Here is a 26,128-nt window from a genome sequence, read left to right as displayed (position 1 = left end):
GTTGGTTGGATAATTAGAAATTTATTTTATAGGAAATGATTCAGCTATTGTTACAAAACAAAATTTGGCGATGGACGCTCATAATCTGAGTTATGTCCATAATGACGAGTCTGAAAATGAGAAAGGTGTTCAAAGTATGGAGTCACATCATGTTTCAGTCCCCAGTCTGTCGCTAATTCATCCCTATATCGGTCGGGAGTAACGTAAGGCACACTAGAGGGCTTTAGCTTTTCAGAAAAGGATAATAGGTTTTCCCTTTCTTCATGGCAAAGTACATTAAAGCCTGCTAAAAACTCTATCATGTAGCCGACAACTCTTTGACTTTCAGGGTTTAAATTCTTAGCCCAAGAAACGTCTGGCACAAAGCCTTCATGCCATACAGCGAGAGCGACTGCTACCATGTCTTCCACTGACGTATTACGTAGACGACTTTCGGCAACTCGATCAAGAGCATCATAAACATCTTTATCGTTTAACATAGTTTCAAGCTCTCTGCTCGGCGTTGGATATGGCTCACATTATTCTTTATAGCGACGACATTACCAACATAATACTCAGCCGCTTCATTAGCTCTGCTTACAAACTCATCAATAGACAATCTTTTCACTTTTATCAAAGTTAAGATATCGTCGATATCTCTCTCGCCAAAGCGTCCCAGTTTTGAGACAGCCAAATCGGCAGGTGTCACCACATAAAGCCACAATGGAGAAGCCACCATCCTAGTCTCTATCTGTATAGCATCATCCTGATAGTCTTCGTGAAGAGGGCCTAGTGTCGGCGAAAAGGTTTTATCATAAAGTAAACGTAGTTTTGTACCCTGAGAAGTATAGGTAATGGGGGAAACATTAAAGGTTAACTCAGAGCTTTTCACATGCCGTGCTGCCGAAAACTCCACATCAATATCACCACTACCACGAGAATTTGTCAATATATGCATCGCGCAGCCTCCAAAGATGTATGCTTTGATACTACCAGGTTGCTTTTGCACCTTCGAGAAGTCCTGCTCCGCCCGATTAAAAAAACTTAGCACGGCTTTGGATAGGGGCGTATTTAGGTGTAAGTCATGATTCATTCTGCGAACTTTCCCAATGATTTATCGACAATCGCCGTTCTCTACTTTAAAGACACTATATTCTTTAAATCGTTGACGCTTTAAGCAACCCTCATATCGTATTTGCACTCATACTGAACCTAGATATCTATTGCCTTTATTCAAAATACAATATATCCGATATTCAAGGAGAGGTGTGTAATCTATCTCACTCTAAGCCAAATACAATAATTTAATTCTATCACTTAGTAGATAACGCTGCGCCAAAAACCACTTAACGAGCATATATCAAAAAGACATATACGAAGGTAGGAAGATAGCGTTTAATGAGCTTACCAATACTTACTGCTAGTTACCGCTAAGCCCAAATACATCATAGAAGGGGTTTGAACCGAGTTCCCTCCCCTCCACCAATAGATAAAAGCCAACCCCTATCAGGTTGGCTTTTTTTATGCGCGACCACCGCGCTACAGCCTAGTAATGGCGTGGCTTAGCGGACTTCGGCTATTTTTTGATCCCGGACTTCATAGCATCAAATTCTCTCTTCTCCCCTATATTCTCTCTCACTCTACTAGGCACCACTTTCGAAGTCCGTCGATGTCGAAAAATTATTTCCTTATAAATCAGTAACTTAGCGACGGACTTTTATAATGGTTTTTTGAGGGCAATGGCTACCCAGAAAGAAATACGCAAACCTTACTCAGAACGGAGAAAATTAGGGCTTTTTGGGATTAATTAAAATACAAATAGAATACTAATCACACTAACTCGAAATTCACATAACTGAAAAAATATATACAATAAAATCAATATACTAGGAATATTTATCAGCTTTATTTTGCGTTTAAAAACTAAATATTGCATGAGTTTGTGATTAAAAAAGCGATAGGGGAAATATTAGCAGTAGACACCAGTTAGCAAGCAGCGATACGAATGCCACTCAACTAACCTGCTACTTTAAGCTGCCTATTCGGCAGTGAACAAAAAATTAAAACATGTAGGAGTTTTAATTATTTTCTAAGCTGCCTATACGGCGGTGAACTGCAGGTTGTTACTGTTTTAACTCTTTTCACTTTTCTAAGCTGCCTATTCGGCAGTGAACCATTTGGTGATCTTATTCGTGTTTTTGTGAATTTTCTAAGCTGCCTACACGGCAGTGAATATTACATGTGAATAACCGAGAAAACTCACAGCTCTCTAAGCTGCCTACACGACAGTGAATTGTCAAATTGTTGATTTTAAAGCCTTTAATTATTTCTAAGCTGCCTACACGACAGTGAATTTAAAATGTTTTCCTCAACACTTTTTGTTGATTTTCTAAGCTGCCTACACGACAGTGAACAACCTGTTTCTTCTACTACAACGACCACTAATTTTCTAAGCTGCCTACACGGCAGTGAACGCGGCGTACCTGTCAAGCTTACACTTGCAATATTTCTAAGCTGCCTACACGGCAGTGAACAATACAAAAACTATAATAAACATCTGATTATTAAAGAACTTTTATGCTTTTTAGCATAAATACGCTTTTTTATTTTCTTATATCAAACCCACGTAAAATGCGGGCTGTAGTGATACTCGAAAAAAAAGGGTAAAACCGAATAATAATAGTGTAAATGAACATGTGCTCATCTCACGAAGACTAGGGTGACAATATTTGCACTACCAGCTTGGCACTTATGTTTTCATTTTAGGCACAACAAATCTTCATTGACACCAAAGGCTTTTTAAAAAAGTATCTTCTAGTTTCACTCAAGAACCAATATGAATGCGGGATAACAATAAATTAAGTTTTTCACAAAACATGTCATATGATTGACGCATACTCAAATATCTATGATAAAGGCGATAGCAATTTGCTGGTTTGGTATAAGACTCACTCTCTATATCAATTCAATTTAGTTGAAGCATTTTCAATCTATTGTGACTTACATAAAAACTTGATCAACTTCACAGTCCAACATAAAAAACTTAACCTTAAGTCAAAAAAAGATCCTAAACACTAAAAATCATAACCTCAATTTTTAAACCTAAGCTTTAAGATATATATAATATAGCTTTATGAAGCTTCGCCTAAATTAATTTTTTGTCGCATTTATTTTATTTTGAATAAATTAAGCTCTGTTTTAGCAACGATTTAAAGTTTTTTAGAGCAAAAAACAAGCTAAACATTTGGCATAACAAGTACTAGACTTCACCTTAAAATACAATAACAATGCTCGCCTCTAATTGATGAGAGAAGTGAAGTTATAAAGCATGAAGCTAAGGTTTTATGATGATTAATAATTTATGGATGTATGCAGCTCTGCCAATGGTGCCGGCCGTATTATGTGTATTTATTTTAATCAGGCTATACAAAAGAAAAATGGGTAACCATTATATCAAACTGTTTTCAAATTTGGTATTAATGAATTTTTCCCAAGCAATAATGTACGTCTTATTTTCGTTTTCAGTTAAGGCAGCCGGATATGCAGCTGATGCCTACCTAATTGCTGCGTATTTCTTTTTCACACATTTAATGATGACAAGCATATTTCTTTCAGATCGAAAAAATATCTTTATAAACATTAGCTCAGATTGGCTTTACGCTTTCCCTTTATTGCTGACTTTTCTACATTTTAATGGTTTGATGGTAGAAAGCTATCGAGTAGAACAAAACTCTTTAATGCATAATGATGGATCTTTTGCATGGTGTTTTGACTTATACATAATGATATCTAACATACTTACGATATACTTTTTGCTGAGGAATGTTAAACATTGCAAAAAACAGCGAATGACTGTTTCAAAGAACTTAATCGCGATTATTTCATTTATACCTTTGATTATAGTATTTTTTATAGTTGTCGCCCTTTCTTCCACTAAATATGCTATTCCTGTCGCAGTTATTGGCCCTACTATTACATTTTATACGGCATTATCATTTTATTATATATCTCAAGAGAGAGTTATTGACCTTTCTATTGGAGGTAGATTTTTTTGGGATAGATTAAAATTAGCCTACAAATTACTCGAGACCGACAAGACAAAAGCTGATATGAGAACGTTCCATAAACATATAGATAAGCAGTTTATTAAGGAGGCCCTATATGAAAATGATCGACAAATACAAGCCACAGCTGATTATCTTCGGATAAATCACACGACATTGAGAAACAAAATAAAAGAATATAGTCTCTGAAATACAGGCGGAGAACCATTACCTCAATACCATAAATAGCGGGTAAAACTATTTTATACCAAGATAATGGTTTTATATTTTACTATTGTATTTACATTACTTTATACATTCGCTAACGCAAGAGGCGAATTCTGTTGGCTTCTCATACATGGGACTATGGCCACATTCATTGATTAAGCTAACAGGTATACCAAAGTTATCAAATGTTGTAATAGCTTGAGAAATAGGTGTTATTACATCATTTTCGCCCCATATTGCATGCACAGGGCACTTCACTTTAGTTAATAACTCCGTTGCATTTGCGGCATTACTTTCTCTCATCAAGCCTATAATATTGCGAAGGTTCTCTTTGAAGCTCTTAGCAGTCTTTTCTTTAACTTCTATAGACGCTTTACTTTTATCATAACAAATAAGATCAACAAACCTTTGTGCAATCTCCGAAGAGTTTTTACTATTAATTTTTATATCTAATATAACTTCACCAAAGCCTGCTGAACCAGAGATTATTACTTTCTCCACTTTCTCAGGAATAAGTTTTGCTATATTCATACATATAAAACTACCTAAAGAGTTACCTACTAGAATAACCTTTTCATCTACTTTTTTTAATTCTTTGATGATGTGCTCCGAGATGACGCTTACAGTGCCACCTATCGCACACAATGGTTCTTCTAATAAGAGATGTTGGGTACCAGCAATAGACTTATGTGAGTCTTTCCACATCCATCCTCCTGCAAACATCCCACTTATGAAAAATAACGTTTTAGCATTGTTATATTTAATAATCTTCATTTCGATTTCCTATGTAAATTGATTTGGCACATAAAAGTGCTTCGGTATTGTTCTACAAAATCACTTTGATAAAAATCGAATGCCGTTAGGATGTATTTCACTGAATATTATGAAGTTCTTTAACCTATTGATTTTTAAAGTCTTATTTTTTCGAACTGTCTAGATTTAATTAGAAATAATTAGAATTTAATAGATGCTTGAAGTTGTACAAAGAAGTGTTAGTGTCGATTTCTGTTAGAGCAAACAAATCAAATAGATATTGAATCTAAAGAAACAAATAAAATTTTTAATGTGGGAGCATGACGTTCTTATTATGGATTTGGAAGTTGACAAGGCCGTTCAAATATTGGGTGGACAACGAGCAGCGGCTGAAAAACTAGGTGTGACAGACTCAGCAATATCTAGATGGGTTAAAAGTGGATGCATTCCACCTAGCAGAGTGTGGGAAGTTTACCTAGCTGTTGGTGATCAAAAAGCAAGCAGCGCTTTCTTTTCAATTGAGAATGCACTTAGGCAAGCATATGAAAAATGTAAAAAAACGTGATGATAAAAAGATGTCTAAAAGTAAACCAGAAACAATTCACGGGAGCTTGACCGACCTTTCTCATCATGATGCGGCCATCTGTATGCTGGTGGAGCTAACGAATATAATTATAGATGAATTAAGTGACACAGATGCAGTTTTCCCTGTAGAACTGCACTTTGTTAAACCCAACAGGCACAAATATATTCTTGAAACGAAAAGTGCGACAAATGAGCCACTAGCATTAGACAGTCTATTTTACTCGAGTGAGAAGACAGCGTATTTCGATAAACGATTAGATATTTTGCAGGACTGCACTCGAATCAAACCCTTTAATCAAAAGTGGAATAAAGCACGTCTCATCATCCACGATGACCAACGCTATATCTTTCAATACAAGTTTGATCGCGATATACATGCCGCCTATAGCGTGATGCAAGGTCAGCAAGAATTAAAGCACTTAGACGAAGAGACCTTCAAAAAAATACGCACATGGGAAGGTTTATCCAATAATCATCCCCGGCCTTGGTTATCCAGTTAGTACGATAATCACTGAGTTTTTACAGAGAACTACACACGGAGAATTTATATGCCAGCCGACTGTACAGAAACCCATTCCTTTACGGATCAACTTTATGAAGGGATGCAACATGATTATACCAAAAGACTCGTCAATAAGATAATGACGCAGATCCTTCACGTATATAAAGACGATTTTTTTATGTTACATTTATATGTGCTTAAGACAGGAAAAAAAACGTTTAGTTGTCAGCTTTCTGTCGAAGCGTATCAAGGAGAGACTTTACTCCCTGTAGAGATAGGTAATGATTCCGCTCAGTATATATCGACGCTCTGTACTATTTTACACGCCTACAATGGTTACTATGCTGATATCTTTCAATGGAACACAATGACAATCACTCTACACTTTGAAGGTAGATATAAGATTCATAGAGCATTTGATACCGCCCTAGAAAAACAACATGGTTGTCGTAATAGCAAGATATTGAGCAACATCGTCCAATTAAAAAATAGTAGAAGTTTGACAGCGAGTAAAACAAATGGCAGTCCACTATAGCATTGCACATCACTCTAAAACCCTAACACCTGGAATTAAAAAGGTCTTACGTATTTTTGGTAATCAAGCGGCGTTAGCAAAAGCGATGAATGTCTCGGTGAGTGCTGTCGCACGATGGGTAAAATCGGGGTATATCCCTTGCGATAAAGTATGGGAAGTGATGCTGCTTGTGGAAGGCAAAAAAACCTATGCCGGTGAGACAGTGTCTATTAACGAGCTATTGGAAGAAGCTTACAACAAGCACATGGAAAGACGAGGACTACAAGAAAAAATGCCAACATAACATAAAAAATAGCACACTAGTTTAAAGAATCTAACACTTTTATGCGCTAGCCATAGCGTAGGGTCATGTATTTTTTTTCATTATGTTCTATAGCATCCACCAGGATAGGCCAACTCCTATCCAATATTCGCTGCGTAGTGACTGGCTACTCGGCCTTAGTATTATAACATGGGAGAGCGATATGTCACAGCATGCACATATTACATTTTCATCCGCTAACAAAGGCGTAATCAATGCCCCGTTACCGGATATTATTGTCCACCAGCATTCGATGTATCTCAGTCTTCATGCCTACCCTTGTATCGCCAGTGCGCTTGAGAAATACGGGACGTTTATTCGTGTCTATGCAGGCGACCATATTGGCTATGTGTTCTGCCCTTCCCTATTTCTTAAACGGGCCACAAAAAAAACGCTCATTTCTACCACTAAAAATACCTTGATCTTTAAAGATATCCAAGAAAAAACATCCGCGCTTGTCTGTCACCAGCGATTTAAAAACATTATTGAAACAATGCCGTTAACCGGGCTGAGATTTTGTCGAGAGCAAACACAGCAATGGTCCAGAGTTGCCAACTGACCGGATTGATATTATTTCCATAAGGACATCATTCACATGATTTACAGAATTCATCCTAACTTTTATCGTTATGCTACCTATCAATTGGATAGCGACGATCTGTTGAAAAAGTTAGGCCGTTACAGTGTTTTTGGTATCGAGATTAATGCCGTACATTATACCCATCAATGGCAACCCATTAAGTTCCGTTTTCATAATTCTCTTGAGGAAGGGCCACTGCTGCCCATTCCCGATCTTATCGTCGACTACGGGTGTATGCTGTTGAGTGAAAAGTCTTACCGTATTTTTTACGCAATGCTGGCAGAGCATGGAGAATTCTTACCCATCTATTCCGGCGATACACGAGCTTATCTTTATAACCCGTTAAAAATTGCTGAACAATTTAATGGGCTAGATACAAAATACTCTACAAAAAATGAATATGACTACGTTACCACACTGCATTTTATTGAGGAGAAGCTGACACATTTACCCCTGTTTAAATGTGAATACGATAACTATCTCGGGATCTATTGCCGACACGATTTTAGAGACACGTTTATGCGTCATAACTTGCGCGGCATTGTTTTTGAAGAAAACATTGCGTTGTCATTTCCAGCAGACCCGGCAGTCCTGGCCGAAGACTAATTGACAATAATCAATAATCTATGGGGGAGCAAGACCAAGGAAGACGAACACTCAGCAAGGACGCTTTTTTTATCTGTTACACATTACTACTAAAGTCGCATACGCGGCACGAATCATCACAACCTACACTTATAGTTAACATCAACATTATTCACATGTTCATGATGTATTCATGTTCTTGTGTGTAAGGAGCCATGTTGTATGAAAAAAAATCATATAGGCAATATGTCATCTAAAACACTGTGTTTTAATACACCTTATGCTAAGATTTTGGACAGGAATATGCTCACAAGGCGTTATATTTATTATTTACGGATTCTATTGGAAATGATATTTTCTATGGACTTTTACTCTTCTCGTCTCTCTCAATTATTTAACACACTTTTTACTAAAACTTCTTCCTCTCACACCTTAACCTATGCACTATGTCTGGGGTGTTTGTGTTTATTTTCGGGGCAAGCATTGGCCACCATTAACGGGCCTACGTTGCGATCGATTGAAAGCGTGACGTTAACATTTAGTCCCCAAGTGTCGAATCGGGCACCGTTGATAAGACATTATATTCGGGCTTATCACAACGACACTTACGTCACGCAATATAATTTAAGACGTGTGCAGCGCTCTATAGATACCGTCTTAACTCGTGATGGGCGTTGGCGGTTTGACTACTACCATATCACTGAATTTTGCCGTGAATATGACCATGGGCCAGGTACTAATTGTATTGACGCCGATGAAATCACACGTATCGATAAGCATACAGTAACGGTAAATGCTACTCCGACAACCCCCATATCCGTGAGCGGGCCTTCTGCACACGGGACCACATTACTACCTATCCAATGGGGGGAGTCAGAACGTATTGTTCATGAGTTTGTGGTGCAATATAAAAAAACCACGGATATAAAATGGCAAAGCCGTCATGTATCGCCTTCTGGTCGCAGTACCAGTCTCCCTGTTAGCGAAGGCATCTATCAAGTGCGCGTATCTGCGTGTAATACCTTAAGCACATCACGCCGTTGTTCTGCCCCTCGTTCTTTATCTCCTAATGTGGCGGTAGCGCGGCCAGCAGTACCGAATATTACTCTACCGTCAACCAGTGGTAATGGTAGCTATACTGTTTCATGGAACACTGTGAACATTTCAACACGTTATACTTTGCAAGAAAGCGTGAACGGTGCGACATGGACATCAGTACAAGACAACTCAGCGCGGTCAAAAGCCTATACTAATCAAATTAATGCGTCGATTCGTTATCGCGTTCGAGCATGTAATGCTATTGGCTGCTCAAATTTTTCTTCTGCAAAAACCATTAATATAGCGCGTAAGCCGGGTGTACCGTCTTCTATTTCCGTGCCTGGTTTATATGGCAGTGGTAGCTACACTATTTCTTGGGGAGCAAGCAGTGACGATATTACATATTATGACCTCATACAAACGCCTAATCGCACTCTTTATCAAGGTCTTAATTTACGTTACGACATTAGTGGCCAAGGTATTGGTGAGCATCGCCATGGTGTTCGAGCATGTAAAACCGTCGGCAGTTTTACCAATTGCTCCGATTGGCGGCTTTCTAGTATTGTGACATTGGCAAAGCCTGCCGCGACACCCACGCTATCCCTCTTAGCGAGCGATAATGATGGTGAATTTGGCCTGCGTTGGACTGCGATAGACAACACCTTGCGCTATATACTGCAAGAAATTTCTCCCAGCAGCAGTACATGGACAACGGTTGAAAGCCCCTCTGAGGCTCGTATCCAATTATCAGGACGCACCAGCGGCACCTACAGCTATCGGGTGCAAGCGTGTAACGATTTGGGCTGTAGTGACTTTTCAACGGCGAAAAGTATTGAGGTCGCGATTAGCCCCGGTATCCCTCCCTCTATTTCACCACCAACTAACGCTAACTTTACTATTCAATGGGGCGCTTCAAGCGGGCGTGTATCGTCGTATCAACTGGAACAGCGTATTGGTAGTGGTGCATGGGAAAATATTTACCGTGGTGATGCCTTAACACGTGAATTAAACCTCACACAAAGTGGTGAGCATGCTTTCCGTGTTCGTGCGTGTAATACACAAAATGCTTACACCAGTTGTTCCGCATGGCGCAGTTCGAATGCTGTCACAATAAGCGCTCCAAACGCGCCGAGTGACATCACCGTTCCCAATGAAGCGGGAGATGCCTTGACCATTACCTGGACAGCAACGACGTCTAATGCCACTTTATTCAGTCACTATGAATTAGAAGAGCAAAAAGATAATGGTGCATGGGCATTAATTGAATCCACACAAGAGACCCGTCTTGGACATGTACTATATGAAAAAGGCGATTATCACTACCGCGTGCGTACCTGCCAATTAAGTTTATGTTCACCTTGGGTGGTATCTAATACAGTCACCGTTGTGGGAGCACCCGACGCGCCACAAGCGCCAGTACTCGCCACTGTCCCGAACCTCTCTGCGGCTGAAGAAAGTACCGGCAGTATTAATAGTAATGTGGATGTGAGTGCGGGCGGTGCGGCCACATGGTCTATAGATTTGGATGTACCGCGTGGTATCGGTGGTTTTACACCAAGTGTGATGCTGAGCTATTCCAGCCGAGGGGGTAACGGAGTACTGGGTGTGGGTTGGTCGCTTTCTGGAGCTTCTGAAATTCGCCGTTGTCGTCGTTACTATGAAGAAGACGGCTTTTACAGAGAGGTGTTGTTTACTAATCAGGACGCCGTATGTTTAAACGGACAACGTTTAATTCCTGTCAACAATGCGTATTTTATTGAGGGAACAGAATACCGCCTGCAATTTGATCCGAGCACACGTATTGTCTATAGCGGCGGTAATTTTGAAGTGAGCAAGCCTAACGGTGAAACCTGGTGGTTTGGCACCACGAGTGATAGTCGTATGAAAAAAGGCAATGCCACTTACAGCTGGAAACTTTCTCAAAAAGTCGACCCGTTTAATAACACCATCGATTACAGTTACACCGGTGATAACAGCCATACCCGCCGTTTATCAACAATAAGTTATTCCGGAAACACGATTGAATTTATTTACAGTGAACGAGAAGATCAATCCCAGTATTTTTATCATGGCTTGTCCATTGTCGATAATCAATTACTTACGGATATTGTGATTTCCAATCACAATAATATCGCGGTGAATTCTTATCACTTTGATCATCGTTTAAGTCAGGTATCTAAGCGTTATTTATTGCGAACCATGACCCGCTGCGACGGTGCAGAAACAGGCGCGTGTTTACAACCCACCACTTTTGAATATGAAGATACGAGCGGCATAGGTTTTGTCTCTCCCTCTGAAGAAATTATCGTGAACTTACGAGATTTTATGACCGTTGATGGGGATGTGGCGTCCGATTATTGTGATCAATCCTTCCCAATTCCCGATACCCACTGTCAGTCGCAAGATCTTAAATTGATGGATGCCAATGGGGATGGGGTTCGAGAATTACTACTGGTCAGTAATCAAGGTTCTACATACCGCTATCAAAATATTGTCGTCACTCCTGACAGTTATACATTAGGGAATGTTAGCGGCAGTGGCGAATCTTTTAGAGCAGGTTTTCCAGCGGGATCGAACGGCACCATTAGTGCGTGGAGCGTGCAAGCGGTGGTGAATGATATGAATGGCGATGGTCATGACACCGTAGAATTTATGGCGAATTTCCCTAGCATCAATACGGCGCCGTCTTTATATGCTGATTTAGATGGTAATGGCATTGTGGAATTTGCTGGAGGCTTTAACAGTGATGCCGAAAATCACGCAGAAAACTACACCAACTTCCCAGGCCGAGCCAAATGCCCTGAAAATGCCACCACGACTTTTGAAGTCGAGAGTCAAGCCGCCGATGTTTTCGATTTTAACGGTGATGGTTTAGTGGATCGTCTTTATCGTGTGAATGGTATTTGTGAAAATGAATTAGCGCAGCAACGTGGGCAAGTGGGCACACTGTATTATTTGCTAAAAAATACCACCCAAGGCGCTGTTCACAGTGAATCCGCTCAACCATTGCTTGCCGCCAATGATGATGACTTTAGATTGCGCGGTGATATTAATGGCGATGGCTATATGGATTTTAGGGGGGCGGGATGTGCCACCGGGTCTGGCTTTAATGATTGCTTTGGTGACCACTTTGGTACACAGGTGCTGTCATCACTAGGACTTTCCCAGCTAAGCGATGTCAATCGCGATGGTCGAGACGACTATATTTTCTTAGATGGCAGTACATTAAAAGTCGCACTGTCCTACTATGGGTTCGCTACACATGTTGTAAACCTTGGCCAAGTGAATTGGACAAATATGTCCAGAACACCACGCGTAATGTTGGTGGATCTCGATGGGGACGGTTTACCTGCCCTTGTTTATTTTGATATTGGCAAACATCGTGTGCATATTCGTCATGATGCCAACACTGAAAATAAGCCCGTCGATGTCTTGCGCTCGGTGAATAATGGCTTAGGCCGTGAGCATACATTTAAGTACGGTACGCTGGCCTACAGTGATCATTACACGCCTTTAGATAATGCTCATACCTTAAATTGGGGATCACCCGTCTTTGATGGCAAAGGTAGCATGGCCATTGTCGAGCAGATGACGATGCGCACCGGGAAATTGCTTAATAACTCAAAACCTTACGACTTTTATTACACAAAATCCTACGATTACCATTACGAAGGTCTGCGCTATCAAGCCGGTGGTCGCGGATCGTTAGGCTTTAGCACGTTCATTAAAAAAGATAATGACTTAAAGCAAACGACGACGACCTATTATCGCCAAGACTATCCTTTTAATGGCCAAGTGAAACGTCAAACGCGTGCGGTTAAAAATCGTGATGGTACGGACGTGATCGTGTATGAGCGTAATGTGAATGTGTGGGAACACCGCCAGTTTTTAAGTAATAAAGCGCACTTTATTCGGGCTAAAGAGGAAGAAGAAAAGCACTTTAATATAAATAGTGGTAATGGTGAATTAATCGCAGGGCAAAAAGACTTAAATACCATCGTGACAGAACGACAATGGTCATCCAGTCCCGAACATTATCCTTTACTCGATGTTGTGACCGTCACGACTTACAATCATGTCAGTACGAGTAATGAAAATTTAGTCGTCACCACAACCAATACCTATGGTGATGAAAATCATAATGATTGGTTCATTCAGCGTCCTACGGTGATCGATACGGTAAGAACGTTAGCACGCAGCCCTAGTGATATCGATAGTGCTACGCAAAAACGTACGCTCGTATATCACAGCTCTGGCCGTGTCAAAAGTGATGAGCGAGGCGATATCACCAATGTGAGTGAATACAGTAAAACCGCCACCGTTTACGATAGTTACGGCAACCCCACTGACGTGACACAGTGCAGTAGCCATTACGCAGACGCCTGTGCAACACGTGCGTTACCCACCGATACAGATACCGATAACATGCGTTTTTTCCGTCGGGTCACCAGCACCTTTGATACGGAAGGTCGTTATTTAACAGCAACAGGCAATGGGCAATTTACTATCGCTGCGTATAGCGACTTTAATGCCCTAGGCTTACCGCAGACTCATGTTAATGCCACAGGCTTCACTACCGAAAGTTTTTACGATGCTTTTGGGCGCGTCTATTTTACCCGTGCGGTGGATGGTAGTTCTGCGCAAACAATACGTAGTCGTTGTAGTAATAATTGCCCAAGGCACGCAGAATACTTCACACGTGTACTATCACCTTCCACGCCTGATAGTATTCACTATTTTGATCTCACTGGAACCGAAGTCGCCACACGTACCCAAACCTTAACCGGCGAGTGGTCACAAGTATTACGTGAGTTTGACAAGCATGGCCGTTTAATTCGTCAAAGTCAGCCGTACCTGACAACAGATACACCGCATTTTGCGGAGTACAGCTATGATGATTTAGGACGTCGTTGGAAAGATGTTGCAGCAGATGGCACAACAAAGACAATAGGCAGAATTGCTGGCCTAGTCTCTACTACGGTGTCAACAAGCTATATTAGCAGTTACGAAACGCCCGTATCCAATGCCAATATCTTTCAAAGAACAACTAAGATTGTGAATGGCTTTGGGCAAACAACATCGACCAATGATGCCGAGCGTAAGGTGACGTATTACCAATACAGCGTCTTTGGCAGTTTATCTTTAGCGACCAATATCGATGGCAGCACCGTCTCCATTACCTACGATGATTACGGTCGCCGCACTCGCATGGTTGATCCTGATAAAGGGGATATTACGTTTAAACCCAATGGCTTGGGCCAAGAAGTGGGACGTATTGCACCAGGTAATGTCACACAAAAAACCTTCTTCGATGCGTTGGGGCGTTCTGTTAAAGTCGAAACCAATGCGCCTGGCGGCAATCATGTAGGTACGTTTGACTATAAGGGGCCATTACTCGATATAGAGACCAGCTCTGAAGGCGTAAGTAATGAAGGCATTAGTAGAACCTTCTCTTACGATGCCTGGGGACGCTCTAGAGGGATACAACACCGTGCGGATGGACATACATGGAATACGGCCACCACTTATGATCAGTATGGGCGCGTGTTCCAAGCGTTCGATATGTCCCAGAATTTCCGGGGTGTGCAATACACCTATACCAACGGCTACGCCACGCAATTAAAAGAAAGCCAAAATAGTAGCAAAGTCTATTATGAAGCCACCGATATGGACGCCTACGGTAATGTCACTGATTGGGTGCTGGGCAACGGTCATAGTGGTCATGCTCGTTACGATGCGAAAACCGGTTATTTACAAACGGTGTATAGTGGCAACGGTATCGAAGCGGTGCAAAATAATTTATTTGAGTATGACGGCATCGGCAATTTACGAACCCGTACCGATCGTAGCGGCGGTTTAGCTTTTAATGAATTACAAGAGACCTTCGATTATGACAAATTGTTTCGATTAAAAACTGCGACCTTGCATACCACTAGCACACCTCAAGTGTTAGAGATGAGCTATTTTGATAACGGCAATATTCAATCAAAATCGGATATTGGTAATGGCGGTATCTACGCTTATGGCACACAAAACAGTCAGTGTTCTATCACGCCTGGAGCGCATGCCTTAACGGGTATTGGTAGCCAACTACTTTACTGTTATGACGCACGCGGAAACCAAACCCATTCTTACGAGAGTGGCTCCTTAACACGTGAAGTGAATTACACGGGTTACGATAAACCTAGTTTAATTTCTTCCGGCACTATCACCACCGCGTTTTTCTACGATGCTAACTTTAGTCGTTTTAAACGAGTGGATACCGGTGACGGTGATGATCGAACGACTTACTATATTGGCAGTAATGAAGTGATCCATCATGACTCCGGTAAAATCGAGTACAAACGCTATATTGGCGATATGGTGCTCAATACCGTGGACAGTGATAATAACAACGAGACCCACTATTTTTACCGCGATCACTTAGGCTCTCTTGTCGCCATTGCCGATGCTGCAGGTACTGTATTAGAGAGGTTAAGTTACGACGCTTTCGGGCAACGCCGTGAAGGGGAAAGCTGGAACCCACTCTTCGATCCTTTTAATGATATGAGTGTGCAAACCGTAATGGACATTACCACGCGGGGCTTTACTCAACATGAACACGTGGATCACGCCAATATTATCCATATGGGCGGACGTATTTACGATCCCGTCACTGGCCGCTTTGTCCAAGCTGATCCGATAGTTCAGGCGCCAGAAAACGGTCAGAGCTTGAACCGTTACAGCTATGTGTTTAATAATCCCTTAAGTTACACCGACCCTACCGGCTACAGCGCACAAGGGACCATTTGTGAGCAAAAAGACCTGAACGGTGGCGTAGAAGATTTATGTACCATGGGCGGCTCCGGTGATGAGATTCAAGCGGTAAACGCGGATATTCCCGCTGCCCCCACTACGGAAGGCGATGCGCAAACGGAAGAGAAAGCCACGGAAGAGGCGAATAATTCCACGGCTACGGAGACAGATACGGCTTCGGAGGGAGCTTTTGATTCTGATGGAGGTGGGGGAAACGAGGAAGATGAAAGCAATCCAGATATTGCAACCGCTGATGGAACTTACTTCTTTGGTGGTGCAGGTATAGACGGAAGTTATATAGATGATATGGCAAAATCGCTCGAAGAGTCAGGGATTTCAGATGTACATGCCATGGATAAAGATGTATGGTCTGAAAGTACCCCTGTTGATGCGAGCGCTGGTGTCTTTGCTCTTAGGGGAGGAGCGGACTTCTCCGGCCAGATTGAAGAGAAGTTTAAAAATAAAGGTGACGGGAAAGGCCAGTTTAATCTAATAGGATATTCCTATGGATCTCTAGTTGCAGCCCAAGCAGCAATGGCTAGAGTAAAAAATGGAGGGACAGTTGATAATTTGGTGCTGATTGGATCACCTATTAGTTCAGGGTTTTTGCGGACACTTAGGGAGACTGATAGTATCAGTAACATAATAGTAAAGGACTTGACTAACCGTGGAGATCCAATAAATGCAGGGATGAGCGGAGGACAACTAATTATTAATGCGCCTAAATTGGCATATCAGATGACACAAGGGGCTGGACATTTTTATTATGCGCCTAGTGGTCAAAGCGGTAAAGAGCGGAGAAGAGAATTGGCTAAAGAATTGTATGAAGGAGGTCTAAGGTAATGTCAGTAAATGTTAAGTTATCGATACCGTTTATTTTGTACTTAATAGCTTCATTTTTTAGTATTGGCAATTTATTTGCAATTGTACTCATGCATTGGAATTTTATCATTTCGGGTAAGGGGCTAGGTTCATTTACTATCCTTTGGTTTATAGGATACTTTATCTTGTCGGTTGTCCTATGGGGAATAGCTTTTCTAATGGAAAGAAACTGGCAATGGACTATAGTTTTTTGGATTAGCGTTCTAGTTCCGATATTATTATTTACTTTTTTACCAGTAAGATTCTATATAGAATAGTATGCCCCATTTAATATTTGACCCGGAGTATATACGTGAATGTTGTAACATTGCTAAATAGTTCTTAGTTACATAAATCGAAATATACTCCTACTCAATTATTTTTACTCCAAAAATGAAAAGAAAGAAATTAATTCTTTTGCCCGGACTAGATGGGACGGGCAAATTGTTTAATGAGTTTTTAAATTATGCTGTAGATGTTGAAGTTATAGCTATTAGTTATCCCTACAACAAAATACTATCATTTAGTCAGTACATTAAATTTATAGAATCAAGATTACCAAAAGACTCGGAAATCTTCTTACTCGCTGAATCCTTTTCAGGCCCATTAGCTGTTAATATTTTACTTAATAAGCAAATTAATATTTCTAGAGTTATATTCTGTGCGTCTTTTTCTGTATCTCCGTTTATCTATTTACTGAAGGCATTAAACTATTATAGAAACATACTTCCAAACCCACATAATATACCGGACTCTCTAATTAAGCTATTCTGTGTTAACGGTGCTGAGCATTTAGTCAAAGAAGTTAAACAAGCTATACGATGTGTTGATCCGAAAGTTTTATTAAGTCGAGTAGCTCTACTATCAAAATTCGAAAAGAAAAAAATATTTATTGATAGTGATATAAGCCATGTTAAAGCATGTTATCTCATGGGGAAAAAAGACCGGTTGGTTTCAAGAAAATATGCTTTAAAGCTTAGTAAGTTTTTTTCTGATTTTGATATTTATGAAATTAATGGCCCCCATTTTTTACTACAAAGCAACCCGTATGAATGCTGGAAATCAATCGAGTCCTTCATAAGTGATAATTGATTTCTCAAGATATAAAAAATTCGACTTCTTCTTGTCGACGTTTCATTAACCCTTTCAGCTTTTTTCCGCCAGCCCACACCCATTTTTTTAGCTCATATGGAACACTATCATAGTCACTACGGTTTAGTTTTCTTCGTAGTGTAGAGCGCTGTAATGCACCTGATCCTAAATTAAAAGTAAAGGATACAAGGGCGTCAAATTGACCATCCGTTAAAGGTACATTAATCAATTGGGTGACCGCTCTCTCTGCTGTTATTAAATCCTTTTTTAGTAGTTGCATGGCTTCTTCTTCAGTAACACCGTTACTAAAATCTTCATGATCTCTGACTAAGTGGCCATAACCGATGGTCGGATAATTTGCGGGGCAAATATACACCGTTTTACTAAAGCCTTCATATTTTGTGATAAGGTCGATACCGGCTTGATTGGTTTTTCTCATAAGTTTTTTTCTTAATGTGACTGTCTAAATTTTGATAGCGCACGCTGACCGAACCAAAAACTAATCACTGCCGCGAATAGTGCTTGTGTCTCTGCATCCCAGATTTGGGGGAGCGCTTGATATAGGTGAATGTTGTGATCGGTAATGAGGATATAAAGTGTGCACGCTTTGACAGACGCGAACAGGGTGAAAAATAAATAAGTAATTACTGGCCGCACGGATGCACGTAGTTGCCCTACCCATCCCGCATTAGATAAACTGGCATCATGTTTATGCAGCGCAAGGCTTTCGTGAATATCAGCTTGTACGGCAATCTCCTCCATTCGCTGTGAATGATTTCGCTGCATCTGTCTTAGTTGAAGAGCAAGGATTTTGAGTTCATGCTGCCGGTCATGCTTATCTTGTATTAAGTCAAAAAACTTCGGTAGAGTACTAGAGATAAACCCTAAGAGGCTCGCGAAAAGTGTCAGCATTATTTTTTATTCTCCAAATAATTTAAATTTAAGCGCAGTACCTGCAATCAAGGCGGCTAATATACTGGCAGTTAATAATCGGATTGTCGTTTGAAACGCTGTCTTTTTAGCAAGATTAAAAGCTCTTAAAAACGAACGCAGCTCTTTAATATCCTCAGCAGAGTTTTCATTATCGAGACCTATCGTATCCAGTGCATTTAATGCACCTTGTTCCGCTGCTTTACTGAGCAACATATCGAGTTCATGCTCTGTGAGGGTCTTTGTTTTTTGTTCAATCATAAGGGATTCTCTTTCATTAAAAAGATATTATTGAGATAAAAATGAAGGTGTGTAGAGTAAGAGTCGTTATGAGTTAGGCGTTTCTGCATCAAGCCGTGTTGTAAAACCGCTATTATTGAGTTGATGTTCGACGTGTTTAATCAACCATTCACTATTAATCGGCTCCCGAAAATTATCGAGCTGTAGTTTCCCCTCTGCTTGTAATCGAGTGTCACCGATTAATGTAAGTGATAGTGTGGCTGAGCCTCGATTTAACGCCTTTAACTTAGCCTCTACTGCCCGTCGTGCTTCTTCCGCATTAGCGTAGCTATGCCGTAGAGTAAATGCAGGCTTTCCTTCACCGGCTGTTATAGGAATTTTTTGAGCCGCTTGCGTATCGTGCCAATGAGCAATAACTGTTTTGTATTTCCCTCGCTCAGCTTGTGTCAGTCGATGCTGTATCACATTTTTTTTATTGAGGTTAATGATGGGTAAATTTTTACCTGAAATAGCTTTTGAATCGCCTTCAACAACTATGATAAGACTTTTATTAGCAAGCTTAGCTATAGCGCCATTCTTTTTTGCGAGCCGTGTTAAAAAATGAAGATCTGATTCTTCAGTCTGATCTTCATGGCTAATGTTTATGTTTGAAAGGACTTCTGCAATACGCGGAATGACATCATGCTCAGTGGCAATAGTTTTAACGATATCGCCCAGTAATACATTATCCCAACTTCGCGTTTTAGGGGCCTTAATACTTTTAATTGTATCCGTAGCCTTACCGCGTATTGTTAAGGTATCGGGCGGGCCTGCATGTGATATTTCATCAATAATGTAACGGCCAACATTCGTGAGTCGTGCATTGTTATATCCTAAGAATACAGTAAGCTCTTCCCCAATGACTGGCCATTGAATACGGTTATCTCGATCATCTAATTGAATCTCGACAGTATCTGATTTTATACCGGCTTCGTCTGTTACTCTTAAGGAGATTAATCGATCTTTAAGTATTGCTGTGATATCTATTGTGTTTGTAATGACTTTAAAATCTGGTGTCATAATTAATTTTTGACTGTATTAATCCCACAAGCGAATATCACCTGTCTTTTGATTAAGCTCTGGAAAGTCAGGTAATGTTATTATTATCCCTGCCGGCAATAACGCCGGTTGTTGAGATAATTTAGGATTAACATCGAGTACAGCTTCAACATAACGCGATGTTTCACCATAGTATTGATAGCAAATAGTATCTAATCGATCACCGTCTTTTGTCCTATAGTGAGTCATCGCCGTATCGTCCTAGATTAATCGTGAATGTTATTTTCCTTGGTAACCCATTAGCAGTAAAAAATGTCTGTGTTTCCTCAATGCTTAATGCCACCCAATTTCCCCAGGCGATACCTTTTCCATCGACCATAATCAGTGGTTCACCATTACCCGCTAATGCTTTCAATTTCTCTATTTGATTTAATCCGCCTTTGTAGTGAGGCAAGATCATGCCTGTTAAATTTATTGTTTCTTCACCAAGGCCGATAAACTGCCTTGCTGGTCGGGCGTCTAGTCGCTCAACACTTGACCATCGATAGGCACAATTTCTTTTAAGCTCGCTGTAAGCCGCAGTATCTAGAGAAAATCTAAAATTACCCAGCGCTAACATTGTTTCACTCATTATTATTCTACTCCATCAAAAAGGTTTCCTCGGCGTTCTGCTTCGGCTCTGGCTTGCCGTTCATCTAACACTCGTTGTACTTCATTACCGACAGCCACAGCATCCATGTTAGGTGTTGTGTTAATTGTGATAGGCGCGTCTATACGCACCGCCTGTGTATTCTGAATACTAGCCGGACTTAGATTATCGGGAAGTTCTGTTGTCGATAGTGGCGCTACTAGTGCGGTCGTAGTGGTAATCGCTGTACCAAGGGCAGCGGTTTTAACAGCATTATTTGTTTTCGCAATTTTATCTTGTAGCTCATTATTCTCATCACTACCGAAAACGAAAGATGCCACTTGGCCGAGTAGTTCAAACGGCAGCATTAATAAGGAAATTTTATCAATTAGCCATGTAACCGCTTCAACCGTATTTTCTTTAATGCTTTCCCATATACTACTAAAAAAATTACTTACAGTGTCCCAGTGAGAGACGAGTAGTACACCGGCTGTGATTAATGAACCTATGCCTATAACGATTAAGCTAATCGGGTTAGCTGAGAGTGCAAGGTTCCAAGCCCATTGCGCGGCAGTGATAATCTTTGTTTTTAGTGCGGCTAATGTTGCTATTGTATTGAATCGAATAAACCCTAGCTGAGCCAAAGTAAACGCGGCTGAGAGTGTCCTATACGCAGTAACAAGCGATAAAACACCCCCGTGTAAAAAAGTAAAGGCAAAAGCCCCAGCAATGGTCACAACTTTTAGAGTAGCAAGACCCACAGTTATTCCGACCACCCATTTTGTTAATGTCGGGAATGCTTGTGCGAAAGACGATACACCCCTGGCAACGGTGGCGAATCCCTTTGCCAATGATGCAATAGTCGGTAGTAAGACACTGCCGACACTAATCGCCACACTCTCTAAAGCGCTACCCAGTGTTTTTAACGCCCCTGCCGTCGTGTCATTCATTTTTTGAGCAACGGCTTGTGCCGTGACTTGTTGATTAACGAGATCTTGTATTTTTTGTTCTAAATTATTATTGGTTCCATCGTTAGCCTCATCAAACGTTTGCACTTGTTTGATAAGTTCAATCATTGCTGCCGACGCTTCTTTACCAAATATTTTTGATATGATTTCTGCTTGTTCACCAGTGCCTAAATTCTGCGTAGCTTGTGCGACCTCTTCCAATATTTCGGGCATTGAGCGTAAATCGCCATTGGCGTTCTTAGTTTCAACGCCTAACTCTGCTAAAGCATCAGCAGCCATCCTTGGTGGAGCGGCTAATCGCAGGAAAGCAGAACGTAGAGCCGTGCCTGCCAGTGATCCGTGTAAGCCGACATCGCCTAATAATGCCGATATCGCGGCAACTTCTTCAATACTTGCACCAACACTGCTCGCGACAGGTGCTACAAATTTCATGGTTTCGCCAAGGCTTTCCAGTGTTGTATTCGATGTTGTAAATGTCCCAACTAATACATTCCCTACACGGTTCATCTCACTCGCCTCAAGGGCAAACCCACTCAGAATATTCGAGGCAATATCAGCAGATTGGCCAAGATCCGTCCCTGCCGCTTGGGCTAAATCTAAAACACCCGCTGTTGCCTGTAAGATTTGACCAGCGTTAAACCCTGACATCGCCAAGAATTTCATGGCAGAGGCAGATTCGGTGGCAGAAAAAGAGGTACTCGCCCCTAGGCGTTCCGCTTCGTCAGATAACCCTTGTAACACTTGTCCTTCAGTTCTTGAAATAGCCCCTAAGGTAGCAATAGATTGTTCAAAATCAATGGCGACATTTAAGGGCGTAGCAACGGTTGCCCCTATAGCCGCTGCATCAAATAGCTGCCCTCGTAACTCTGAACGTCTATTCGCATTTTGTTGCTGCGCTCGTATTGCTTGGCCAAGACGTTGGTACTGCGCTGTTAATCGTGTAACAGAAGCACCTAAACGTGTATTATCCCGCGTTAAATCATTGGCAGAGAGTCCCGCCTGATCAAGGCTTTGTCGTGCACGCTGTAACCTTTCACGCTGTGTTTGTAAACGTTGGGATAAACGATTAGCCCGTTCTTGGGCTCGATTAAATTCACGGGTAAGTGAAGCGGTGGGTGCATCCGTTTGCGCTATTTCTCGACGAAGACGTGTGACATCACGTGCAGCCCGTTGATACTCGACCCGCGCTCCACCAACATTGGCCTCCGCCAATTGAAACCGGCTAATAGCGCGTTGCTTCCCTTGTAAGTTATCCAGTGCAGAGCCGAGCAAGTTTAATTGGGTACGACTGCCTCTCACTGATGAACTCAACGAACCTGACACCGTTGCACCAATGTGCATAGCGAGTTTAAATACCGATGTAGCCATGTGTTTTTGTATCTTCTTCGTGTATTTTTGTTTTTACTTTTTTTGTTTTTTTATTCTTTTTATTTTTTTTATCTTTGCTGAGGTAAAACATCGAGCCATTGCATCAGCTCGCTTATGTCAAGTTCGAGAAGTTCAGAGAGTGGCCAGCTAGTATGGCTTGCCAAGATGACGCAAGCGCGCCGGGTATCATGAGGGCTTAAGACAAAAAATCTTGGTAGGCAGTTTGTAATTTAGAATAATCAGGGAGATCTAATTCATGAGTCGCATCTGGGGGGATCTCACAAAGATTGGCCAGTAAAAAGATTTCTCTTTCGGCATCGCTCGTCGCGATCTTATCCGCTGCCAACATATCTTTGACTTTCGGACAACGCATACTCAGCGCTGCGACCTTAACGCCGTCAATCTCAATGGGGTCAGTCAATGGAATAGATTTTTTACTACGATCCGTTTTTTTTGCCATCGTTATAATGCCTCCTTTTTAGTTGTGGTTCGTGTTTTGGGTATGGGGGATAAAATACGTTTAAGCTCGTCGATTTCCTTCGATATCACATCAATGCGATCGCGAATAAGCGTGTCAGCACGATTTTTATCAAGCGTTAGAAAACCACCATTAACATAGGGGCGTGCCATGTGTTTATTCAATTGCATTTCACTCCCAATTTTCTTTCTTACATTACCGATAAAAAAGGGTTTAATAACATAATAAGTGTTTTCTATGTTTTCTATACGTTCTTTTTTTTCTGTATTTTCTGTTTCTTTCATCGATATAAAAACTCCAGTGTGTTTGTGATGAATTAAAAAGTTAAGAAAGGAATTAAAGTTTTAACAATAAAAAGGAAAGGGTTAATAGGTTAGGATTAAAATCAAACGATATAGGATTATTGTCCGAGAATACCGCGTATTTGAGCGAGTTGATCCACGCCGTTCACAATACGAATCATATTAGGGATGTCAATTTGGTGAACGATGGCGGCACCGTGGGTCAATTTGTAAAACCGAACAGAGACCATACATTTTAATGTGGTTTTCTCACCCGGTTTCCATGTACCGTAATCCAGCTCTTTAATCTGTCCATGTAAATTAACGATAACCGGTTGTGTAGCTCCATTGTCAGACACTACCGCCCCGCGAATGGTGAGCGGAATAATTTGCCCAGGAGCGAGACCAAATAGCGTTAACAGGTTACGGTCAAAGCGCGTGAGCGTAAATTCCGCTTCGAGCTTTTCCATTCCCATTTCAATATCTATGGGGGAATCCATCCCGCCGTTTCTATATTCCTCCATTTTCATAGTAAGCTTAGGTAATACAAGTTCTTCCACATTACCCGCGTAACCACGGCCATCGACATAGAGCGCCATGTTTTTTAAAATATCATCTAACATTTTTTATTTTCTTAATAAGATTCTTTTTAATAAAAAGAGGAATTTATGTGTGCACTTAAATCAGTGGTAAAACTTCAACGAGATAATCATTCACTAATTGGCTGCGGAACGTAATACGCTCGGCGGGGTAGGGTGGCGTAAAATCAAAATCGATCTGTACATGACCTTCGGCGATTCGCTCAGGTGTATTACGCTCAGGATCGGCCCACGCTTGGCCGTTAATAATCGCGCCCTGCGTTTTTAAATTACGTAGGAATGCGTTAACACCCTCTACTACATCATCCAGATAGGTTTTTGTAATGCCGCGATCTACCGCCCAAAGATGTGCTCGCAGTAGAGATTCATTAATAATATCGGCAGTTCTACGCACACTTAAAAATGCCCACTTAGGATCAGAAGAGCAAGAACGATTACCCCACAACCGAAAGCCGGTTTTTCGAATGATGGTGGCCACTTCATTTTCATTTAAACGATTCGCTCGTGAATTAATATCCCCAAACTCAAAATCTACCGCACGGGCAGGCCCCACAATACCCCGTATTTCTTGATTAGATGGTGAATTCCAAAAGCCGCGTTCATCATCCGACTTTGCGATTAATCCTGCTACGCGGGCACTCGCCGGTCTCAGTATCTCTGTTAATGTCGCTGTATCAAATACACGTACCCAGGGGTCTATAATATACAGTCGTGGACTACCAAATAAATTTCTATAGTCAATAACATCGGTATCCGTAGTATTAGGGCCATCAGCAATGACTACAGCGCGTAAACGCTCTGCCACAGTTAATAGTGATTCTACATTCGTTTGAATATGCGTAAATTCAGGCGCGACTAAAATTCTTGGTGTAATACTAAGTTCACTTTCTGAGGATAAAAACGCAGATACACCAATATATTGGCCCGTAGTATCATCCACACCGTCAGGTAAGGTGGGCGGTGATCCTGCCGTAGACTCAGGAACACGTATCACCACAATCATTGCGCCTGTTTGGTCAAAGATATCATCGATAGCAGCAGGTAAAGTACCTGTAGTCCCTAGCCCTATAGTATCGCCTCTGCGGCCTGCGATGAGCTTAGGTGTATGTAAGGGCCATCGTTCGTCAGCGTCAGGCGCTGTACCAATTAAGCCAATAATAGAAGAGCGTGCGGTACGTATAGGCCGTGGCCCTGTATCAATCTCTACGACCTCCACACCATGTAAAAAAGGCATTGTTAAGCCTCCCTAGTAAAATAGAAATAACTATAAAAATAAATAATGGGTTAAAAATAAGACGATGGATGTAAAAGAACAAAAGGTATAAAAGAACTAAAAACTATCTAAGGTCTGTGAATCTCACAACTAAGGGGTGATGGAATGAAGGACTGATAATTCTTGTTTGCGACTATTTACCCAGTCTTCACAATGCTCAATAAAAGCATTCATTTTTTGAACGTCAGAATCGCTCCCTTTACGTAGGAGGCTCACTTGTTTTGTGAGTGGGTAATACTTTTTGATATGTTGTTCACATAAGCGAATTCTCACATCTTTATTTTTGATGTCTTGCTTATCATTTGCCGGAACAACCTTACCCTTAATATAATAATCCCCGGGTATGATATGCTTATCGCCCTCGTATTCTACCCACGTATTACTAGAGGAACATTGATGGCTATGTATACCTTCAATCCTATTATCGTTGTTAATTTCTAACCACATG

The 26,128-nt window shown here is 41.1% G+C and carries 24 protein-coding genes; 9 read left to right on the top strand and 15 right to left on the bottom strand.

The window, feature by feature from the left end; genetic code table 11:
• Positions 1 to 50: 50 nt before the first annotated feature.
• Both BVC89_RS07805 and BVC89_RS07800 read right to left on the bottom strand, forming a co-directional pair.
• Complete coding sequence (locus BVC89_RS07805; RefSeq protein ID WP_086930650.1) at positions 51 to 479, bottom strand: hypothetical protein; 429 nt, start codon at positions 477 to 479, stop codon at positions 51 to 53.
• A complete protein-coding gene (locus tag BVC89_RS07800) occupies positions 473 to 1,072 on the bottom strand; it encodes a DUF6036 family nucleotidyltransferase (protein ID WP_086930649.1) in 600 nt (199 codons plus the stop codon). Before BVC89_RS07800 ends, BVC89_RS07805 begins: the two co-directional genes overlap by 7 nt.
• A 2,251-nt stretch (positions 1,073 to 3,323) precedes the next feature.
• On the opposite strand from BVC89_RS07800, the gene BVC89_RS07795 reads away from it, so the two are divergent.
• Positions 3,324 to 4,232 (top strand): helix-turn-helix domain-containing protein, encoded by a 909-nt coding sequence (locus BVC89_RS07795; protein ID WP_103654244.1) that lies wholly within the window; start codon positions 3,324 to 3,326, stop codon positions 4,230 to 4,232.
• Positions 4,233 to 4,328: 96 nt separating this feature from the next.
• Here BVC89_RS07795 and BVC89_RS07790 read toward each other — a convergent pair whose 3' ends face one another.
• On the bottom strand, positions 4,329 to 5,024 hold the full coding sequence (locus BVC89_RS07790) for an alpha/beta fold hydrolase (protein WP_086930647.1): 696 nt from the start codon (positions 5,022 to 5,024) through the stop codon (positions 4,329 to 4,331).
• Between the two features lie 313 nt (positions 5,025 to 5,337).
• On the opposite strand from BVC89_RS07790, the gene BVC89_RS07785 reads away from it, so the two are divergent.
• From BVC89_RS07785 to BVC89_RS07745, 8 genes are all read left to right on the top strand, one after another.
• Positions 5,338 to 5,568 carry a Cro/CI family transcriptional regulator gene (locus tag BVC89_RS07785; RefSeq protein WP_158657841.1) on the top strand — a complete coding sequence of 77 codons (231 nt, stop codon included), beginning with the start codon at positions 5,338 to 5,340 and terminating at the stop codon, positions 5,566 to 5,568.
• Positions 5,569 to 5,578: 10 nt separating this feature from the next.
• A complete protein-coding gene (locus BVC89_RS07780; protein ID WP_158657840.1) occupies positions 5,579 to 6,088 on the top strand; it encodes a hypothetical protein in 510 nt (169 codons plus the stop codon).
• Positions 6,089 to 6,136: 48 nt separating this feature from the next.
• Positions 6,137 to 6,625 (top strand): hypothetical protein, encoded by a 489-nt coding sequence (locus BVC89_RS07775; protein ID WP_086930644.1) that lies wholly within the window; start codon positions 6,137 to 6,139, stop codon positions 6,623 to 6,625.
• Complete coding sequence (locus BVC89_RS07770; RefSeq protein WP_086930643.1) at positions 6,609 to 6,908, top strand: Cro/CI family transcriptional regulator; 300 nt, start codon at positions 6,609 to 6,611, stop codon at positions 6,906 to 6,908. The genes BVC89_RS07775 and BVC89_RS07770 overlap by 17 nt, the downstream gene beginning before the upstream one ends.
• Before the next feature lie 181 nt (positions 6,909 to 7,089).
• Complete coding sequence (locus tag BVC89_RS07765; RefSeq protein WP_086930642.1) at positions 7,090 to 7,485, top strand: hypothetical protein; 396 nt, start codon at positions 7,090 to 7,092, stop codon at positions 7,483 to 7,485.
• Between the two features lie 36 nt (positions 7,486 to 7,521).
• Positions 7,522 to 8,112 (top strand): hypothetical protein, encoded by a 591-nt coding sequence (locus BVC89_RS07760; protein ID WP_086930641.1) that lies wholly within the window; start codon positions 7,522 to 7,524, stop codon positions 8,110 to 8,112.
• A 201-nt stretch (positions 8,113 to 8,313) separates the two neighbouring features.
• Positions 8,314 to 16,767: an RHS repeat-associated core domain-containing protein gene (locus tag BVC89_RS07755; protein WP_086930640.1), complete on the top strand. Its 8,454-nt coding sequence runs from the start codon at positions 8,314 to 8,316 to the stop codon at positions 16,765 to 16,767.
• 435 nt (positions 16,768 to 17,202) lie between these two features.
• Entirely contained in the window at positions 17,203 to 17,877 is a 675-nt protein-coding gene (locus tag BVC89_RS07745; protein WP_158657839.1) for a hypothetical protein, read from the top strand.
• A 4-nt stretch (positions 17,878 to 17,881) separates the two neighbouring features.
• Here the strand turns inward: BVC89_RS07745 and BVC89_RS07740 are convergent, their stop codons facing one another.
• From BVC89_RS07740 to BVC89_RS07685, 12 genes are all read right to left on the bottom strand, one after another.
• Positions 17,882 to 18,316 (bottom strand): lysozyme, encoded by a 435-nt coding sequence (locus BVC89_RS07740; protein WP_086930637.1) that lies wholly within the window; start codon positions 18,314 to 18,316, stop codon positions 17,882 to 17,884.
• Positions 18,317 to 18,327: 11 nt separating this feature from the next.
• On the bottom strand, positions 18,328 to 18,789 hold the full coding sequence (locus BVC89_RS07735) for a hypothetical protein (protein WP_216825108.1): 462 nt from the start codon (positions 18,787 to 18,789) through the stop codon (positions 18,328 to 18,330).
• A 6-nt stretch (positions 18,790 to 18,795) separates the two neighbouring features.
• Positions 18,796 to 19,068, bottom strand: a complete 273-nt coding sequence (locus BVC89_RS07730; RefSeq protein WP_086930636.1) for a DUF6127 family protein — start codon at positions 19,066 to 19,068, stop codon at positions 18,796 to 18,798.
• Positions 19,069 to 19,134: 66 nt separating this feature from the next.
• Positions 19,135 to 20,106, bottom strand: a complete 972-nt coding sequence (locus tag BVC89_RS07725) for a contractile injection system protein, VgrG/Pvc8 family (RefSeq protein ID WP_086930635.1) — start codon at positions 20,104 to 20,106, stop codon at positions 19,135 to 19,137.
• Between the two features lie 18 nt (positions 20,107 to 20,124).
• Entirely contained in the window at positions 20,125 to 20,334 is a 210-nt protein-coding gene (locus BVC89_RS07720) for a tail protein X (protein WP_086930634.1), read from the bottom strand.
• Complete coding sequence (locus BVC89_RS07715; RefSeq protein ID WP_086930633.1) at positions 20,321 to 20,716, bottom strand: phage tail protein; 396 nt, start codon at positions 20,714 to 20,716, stop codon at positions 20,321 to 20,323. Before BVC89_RS07715 ends, BVC89_RS07720 begins: the two co-directional genes overlap by 14 nt.
• A 2-nt stretch (positions 20,717 to 20,718) precedes the next feature.
• A complete protein-coding gene (locus BVC89_RS07710; RefSeq protein WP_086930632.1) occupies positions 20,719 to 23,049 on the bottom strand; it encodes a phage tail tape measure protein in 2,331 nt (776 codons plus the stop codon).
• A gap of 196 nt (positions 23,050 to 23,245) precedes the next feature.
• Complete coding sequence (locus BVC89_RS07705) at positions 23,246 to 23,509, bottom strand: phage tail assembly protein (RefSeq protein ID WP_086930631.1); 264 nt, start codon at positions 23,507 to 23,509, stop codon at positions 23,246 to 23,248.
• A 2-nt stretch (positions 23,510 to 23,511) separates the two neighbouring features.
• Positions 23,512 to 23,811: a hypothetical protein gene (locus BVC89_RS07700; protein WP_086930630.1), complete on the bottom strand. Its 300-nt coding sequence runs from the start codon at positions 23,809 to 23,811 to the stop codon at positions 23,512 to 23,514.
• 116 nt (positions 23,812 to 23,927) lie between these two features.
• Positions 23,928 to 24,431 carry a phage major tail tube protein gene (locus tag BVC89_RS07695; protein ID WP_086930629.1) on the bottom strand — a complete coding sequence of 168 codons (504 nt, stop codon included), beginning with the start codon at positions 24,429 to 24,431 and terminating at the stop codon, positions 23,928 to 23,930.
• A 55-nt stretch (positions 24,432 to 24,486) separates the two neighbouring features.
• Positions 24,487 to 25,641: a phage tail sheath C-terminal domain-containing protein gene (locus BVC89_RS07690; RefSeq protein ID WP_086930628.1), complete on the bottom strand. Its 1,155-nt coding sequence runs from the start codon at positions 25,639 to 25,641 to the stop codon at positions 24,487 to 24,489.
• A gap of 129 nt (positions 25,642 to 25,770) precedes the next feature.
• Positions 25,771 to 26,127 carry a hypothetical protein gene (locus BVC89_RS07685; protein ID WP_086930627.1) on the bottom strand — a complete coding sequence of 119 codons (357 nt, stop codon included), beginning with the start codon at positions 26,125 to 26,127 and terminating at the stop codon, positions 25,771 to 25,773.
• Between the last annotated feature and the right edge of the window lies 1 nt (position 26,128).

The sequence above is a fragment of the Agarilytica rhodophyticola genome (assembly GCF_002157225.2).
Lineage (GTDB): Bacteria > Pseudomonadota > Gammaproteobacteria > Pseudomonadales > Cellvibrionaceae > Agarilytica > Agarilytica rhodophyticola.
This window is presented reverse-complemented; position numbering and strand designations above follow the sequence as displayed.

Bases quoted from the DNA above. Each gene is read 5' to 3' on its own strand.
- BVC89_RS07685 (WP_086930627.1), bottom strand. From the start codon at position 26,127: ATGTGGTTAGAAATTAACAACGATAATAGGATTGAAGGTATACATAGC.
- BVC89_RS07725 (WP_086930635.1), bottom strand. From the start codon at position 20,106: ATGACACCAGATTTTAAAGTCATTACAAACACAATAGATATCACAGCA.
- BVC89_RS07705 (WP_086930631.1), bottom strand. From the start codon at position 23,509: ATGGCAAAAAAAACGGATCGTAGTAAAAAATCTATTCCATTGACTGAC.
- BVC89_RS07755 (WP_086930640.1), top strand. From the start codon at position 8,314: ATGAAAAAAAATCATATAGGCAATATGTCATCTAAAACACTGTGTTTT.
- BVC89_RS07740 (WP_086930637.1), bottom strand. From the start codon at position 18,316: ATGAGAAAAACCAATCAAGCCGGTATCGACCTTATCACAAAATATGAA.
- BVC89_RS07715 (WP_086930633.1), bottom strand. From the start codon at position 20,716: ATGAGTGAAACAATGTTAGCGCTGGGTAATTTTAGATTTTCTCTAGAT.
- BVC89_RS07735 (WP_216825108.1), bottom strand. From the start codon at position 18,789: ATGCTGACACTTTTCGCGAGCCTCTTAGGGTTTATCTCTAGTACTCTA.
- BVC89_RS07780 (WP_158657840.1), top strand. From the start codon at position 5,579: ATGTCTAAAAGTAAACCAGAAACAATTCACGGGAGCTTGACCGACCTT.
- BVC89_RS07805 (WP_086930650.1), bottom strand. From the start codon at position 479: ATGTTAAACGATAAAGATGTTTATGATGCTCTTGATCGAGTTGCCGAA.
- BVC89_RS07700 (WP_086930630.1), bottom strand. From the start codon at position 23,811: ATGAAAGAAACAGAAAATACAGAAAAAAAAGAACGTATAGAAAACATA.
- BVC89_RS07765 (WP_086930642.1), top strand. From the start codon at position 7,090: ATGTCACAGCATGCACATATTACATTTTCATCCGCTAACAAAGGCGTA.
- BVC89_RS07695 (WP_086930629.1), bottom strand. From the start codon at position 24,431: ATGTTAGATGATATTTTAAAAAACATGGCGCTCTATGTCGATGGCCGT.
- BVC89_RS07800 (WP_086930649.1), bottom strand. From the start codon at position 1,072: ATGAATCATGACTTACACCTAAATACGCCCCTATCCAAAGCCGTGCTA.
- BVC89_RS07760 (WP_086930641.1), top strand. From the start codon at position 7,522: ATGATTTACAGAATTCATCCTAACTTTTATCGTTATGCTACCTATCAA.
- BVC89_RS07720 (WP_086930634.1), bottom strand. From the start codon at position 20,334: ATGACTCACTATAGGACAAAAGACGGTGATCGATTAGATACTATTTGC.
- BVC89_RS07710 (WP_086930632.1), bottom strand. From the start codon at position 23,049: ATGGCTACATCGGTATTTAAACTCGCTATGCACATTGGTGCAACGGTG.
- BVC89_RS07770 (WP_086930643.1), top strand. From the start codon at position 6,609: ATGGCAGTCCACTATAGCATTGCACATCACTCTAAAACCCTAACACCT.
- BVC89_RS07775 (WP_086930644.1), top strand. From the start codon at position 6,137: ATGCCAGCCGACTGTACAGAAACCCATTCCTTTACGGATCAACTTTAT.
- BVC89_RS07690 (WP_086930628.1), bottom strand. From the start codon at position 25,641: ATGCCTTTTTTACATGGTGTGGAGGTCGTAGAGATTGATACAGGGCCA.
- BVC89_RS07795 (WP_103654244.1), top strand. From the start codon at position 3,324: ATGATGATTAATAATTTATGGATGTATGCAGCTCTGCCAATGGTGCCG.
- BVC89_RS07790 (WP_086930647.1), bottom strand. From the start codon at position 5,024: ATGAAGATTATTAAATATAACAATGCTAAAACGTTATTTTTCATAAGT.
- BVC89_RS07730 (WP_086930636.1), bottom strand. From the start codon at position 19,068: ATGATTGAACAAAAAACAAAGACCCTCACAGAGCATGAACTCGATATG.
- BVC89_RS07785 (WP_158657841.1), top strand. From the start codon at position 5,338: ATGGATTTGGAAGTTGACAAGGCCGTTCAAATATTGGGTGGACAACGA.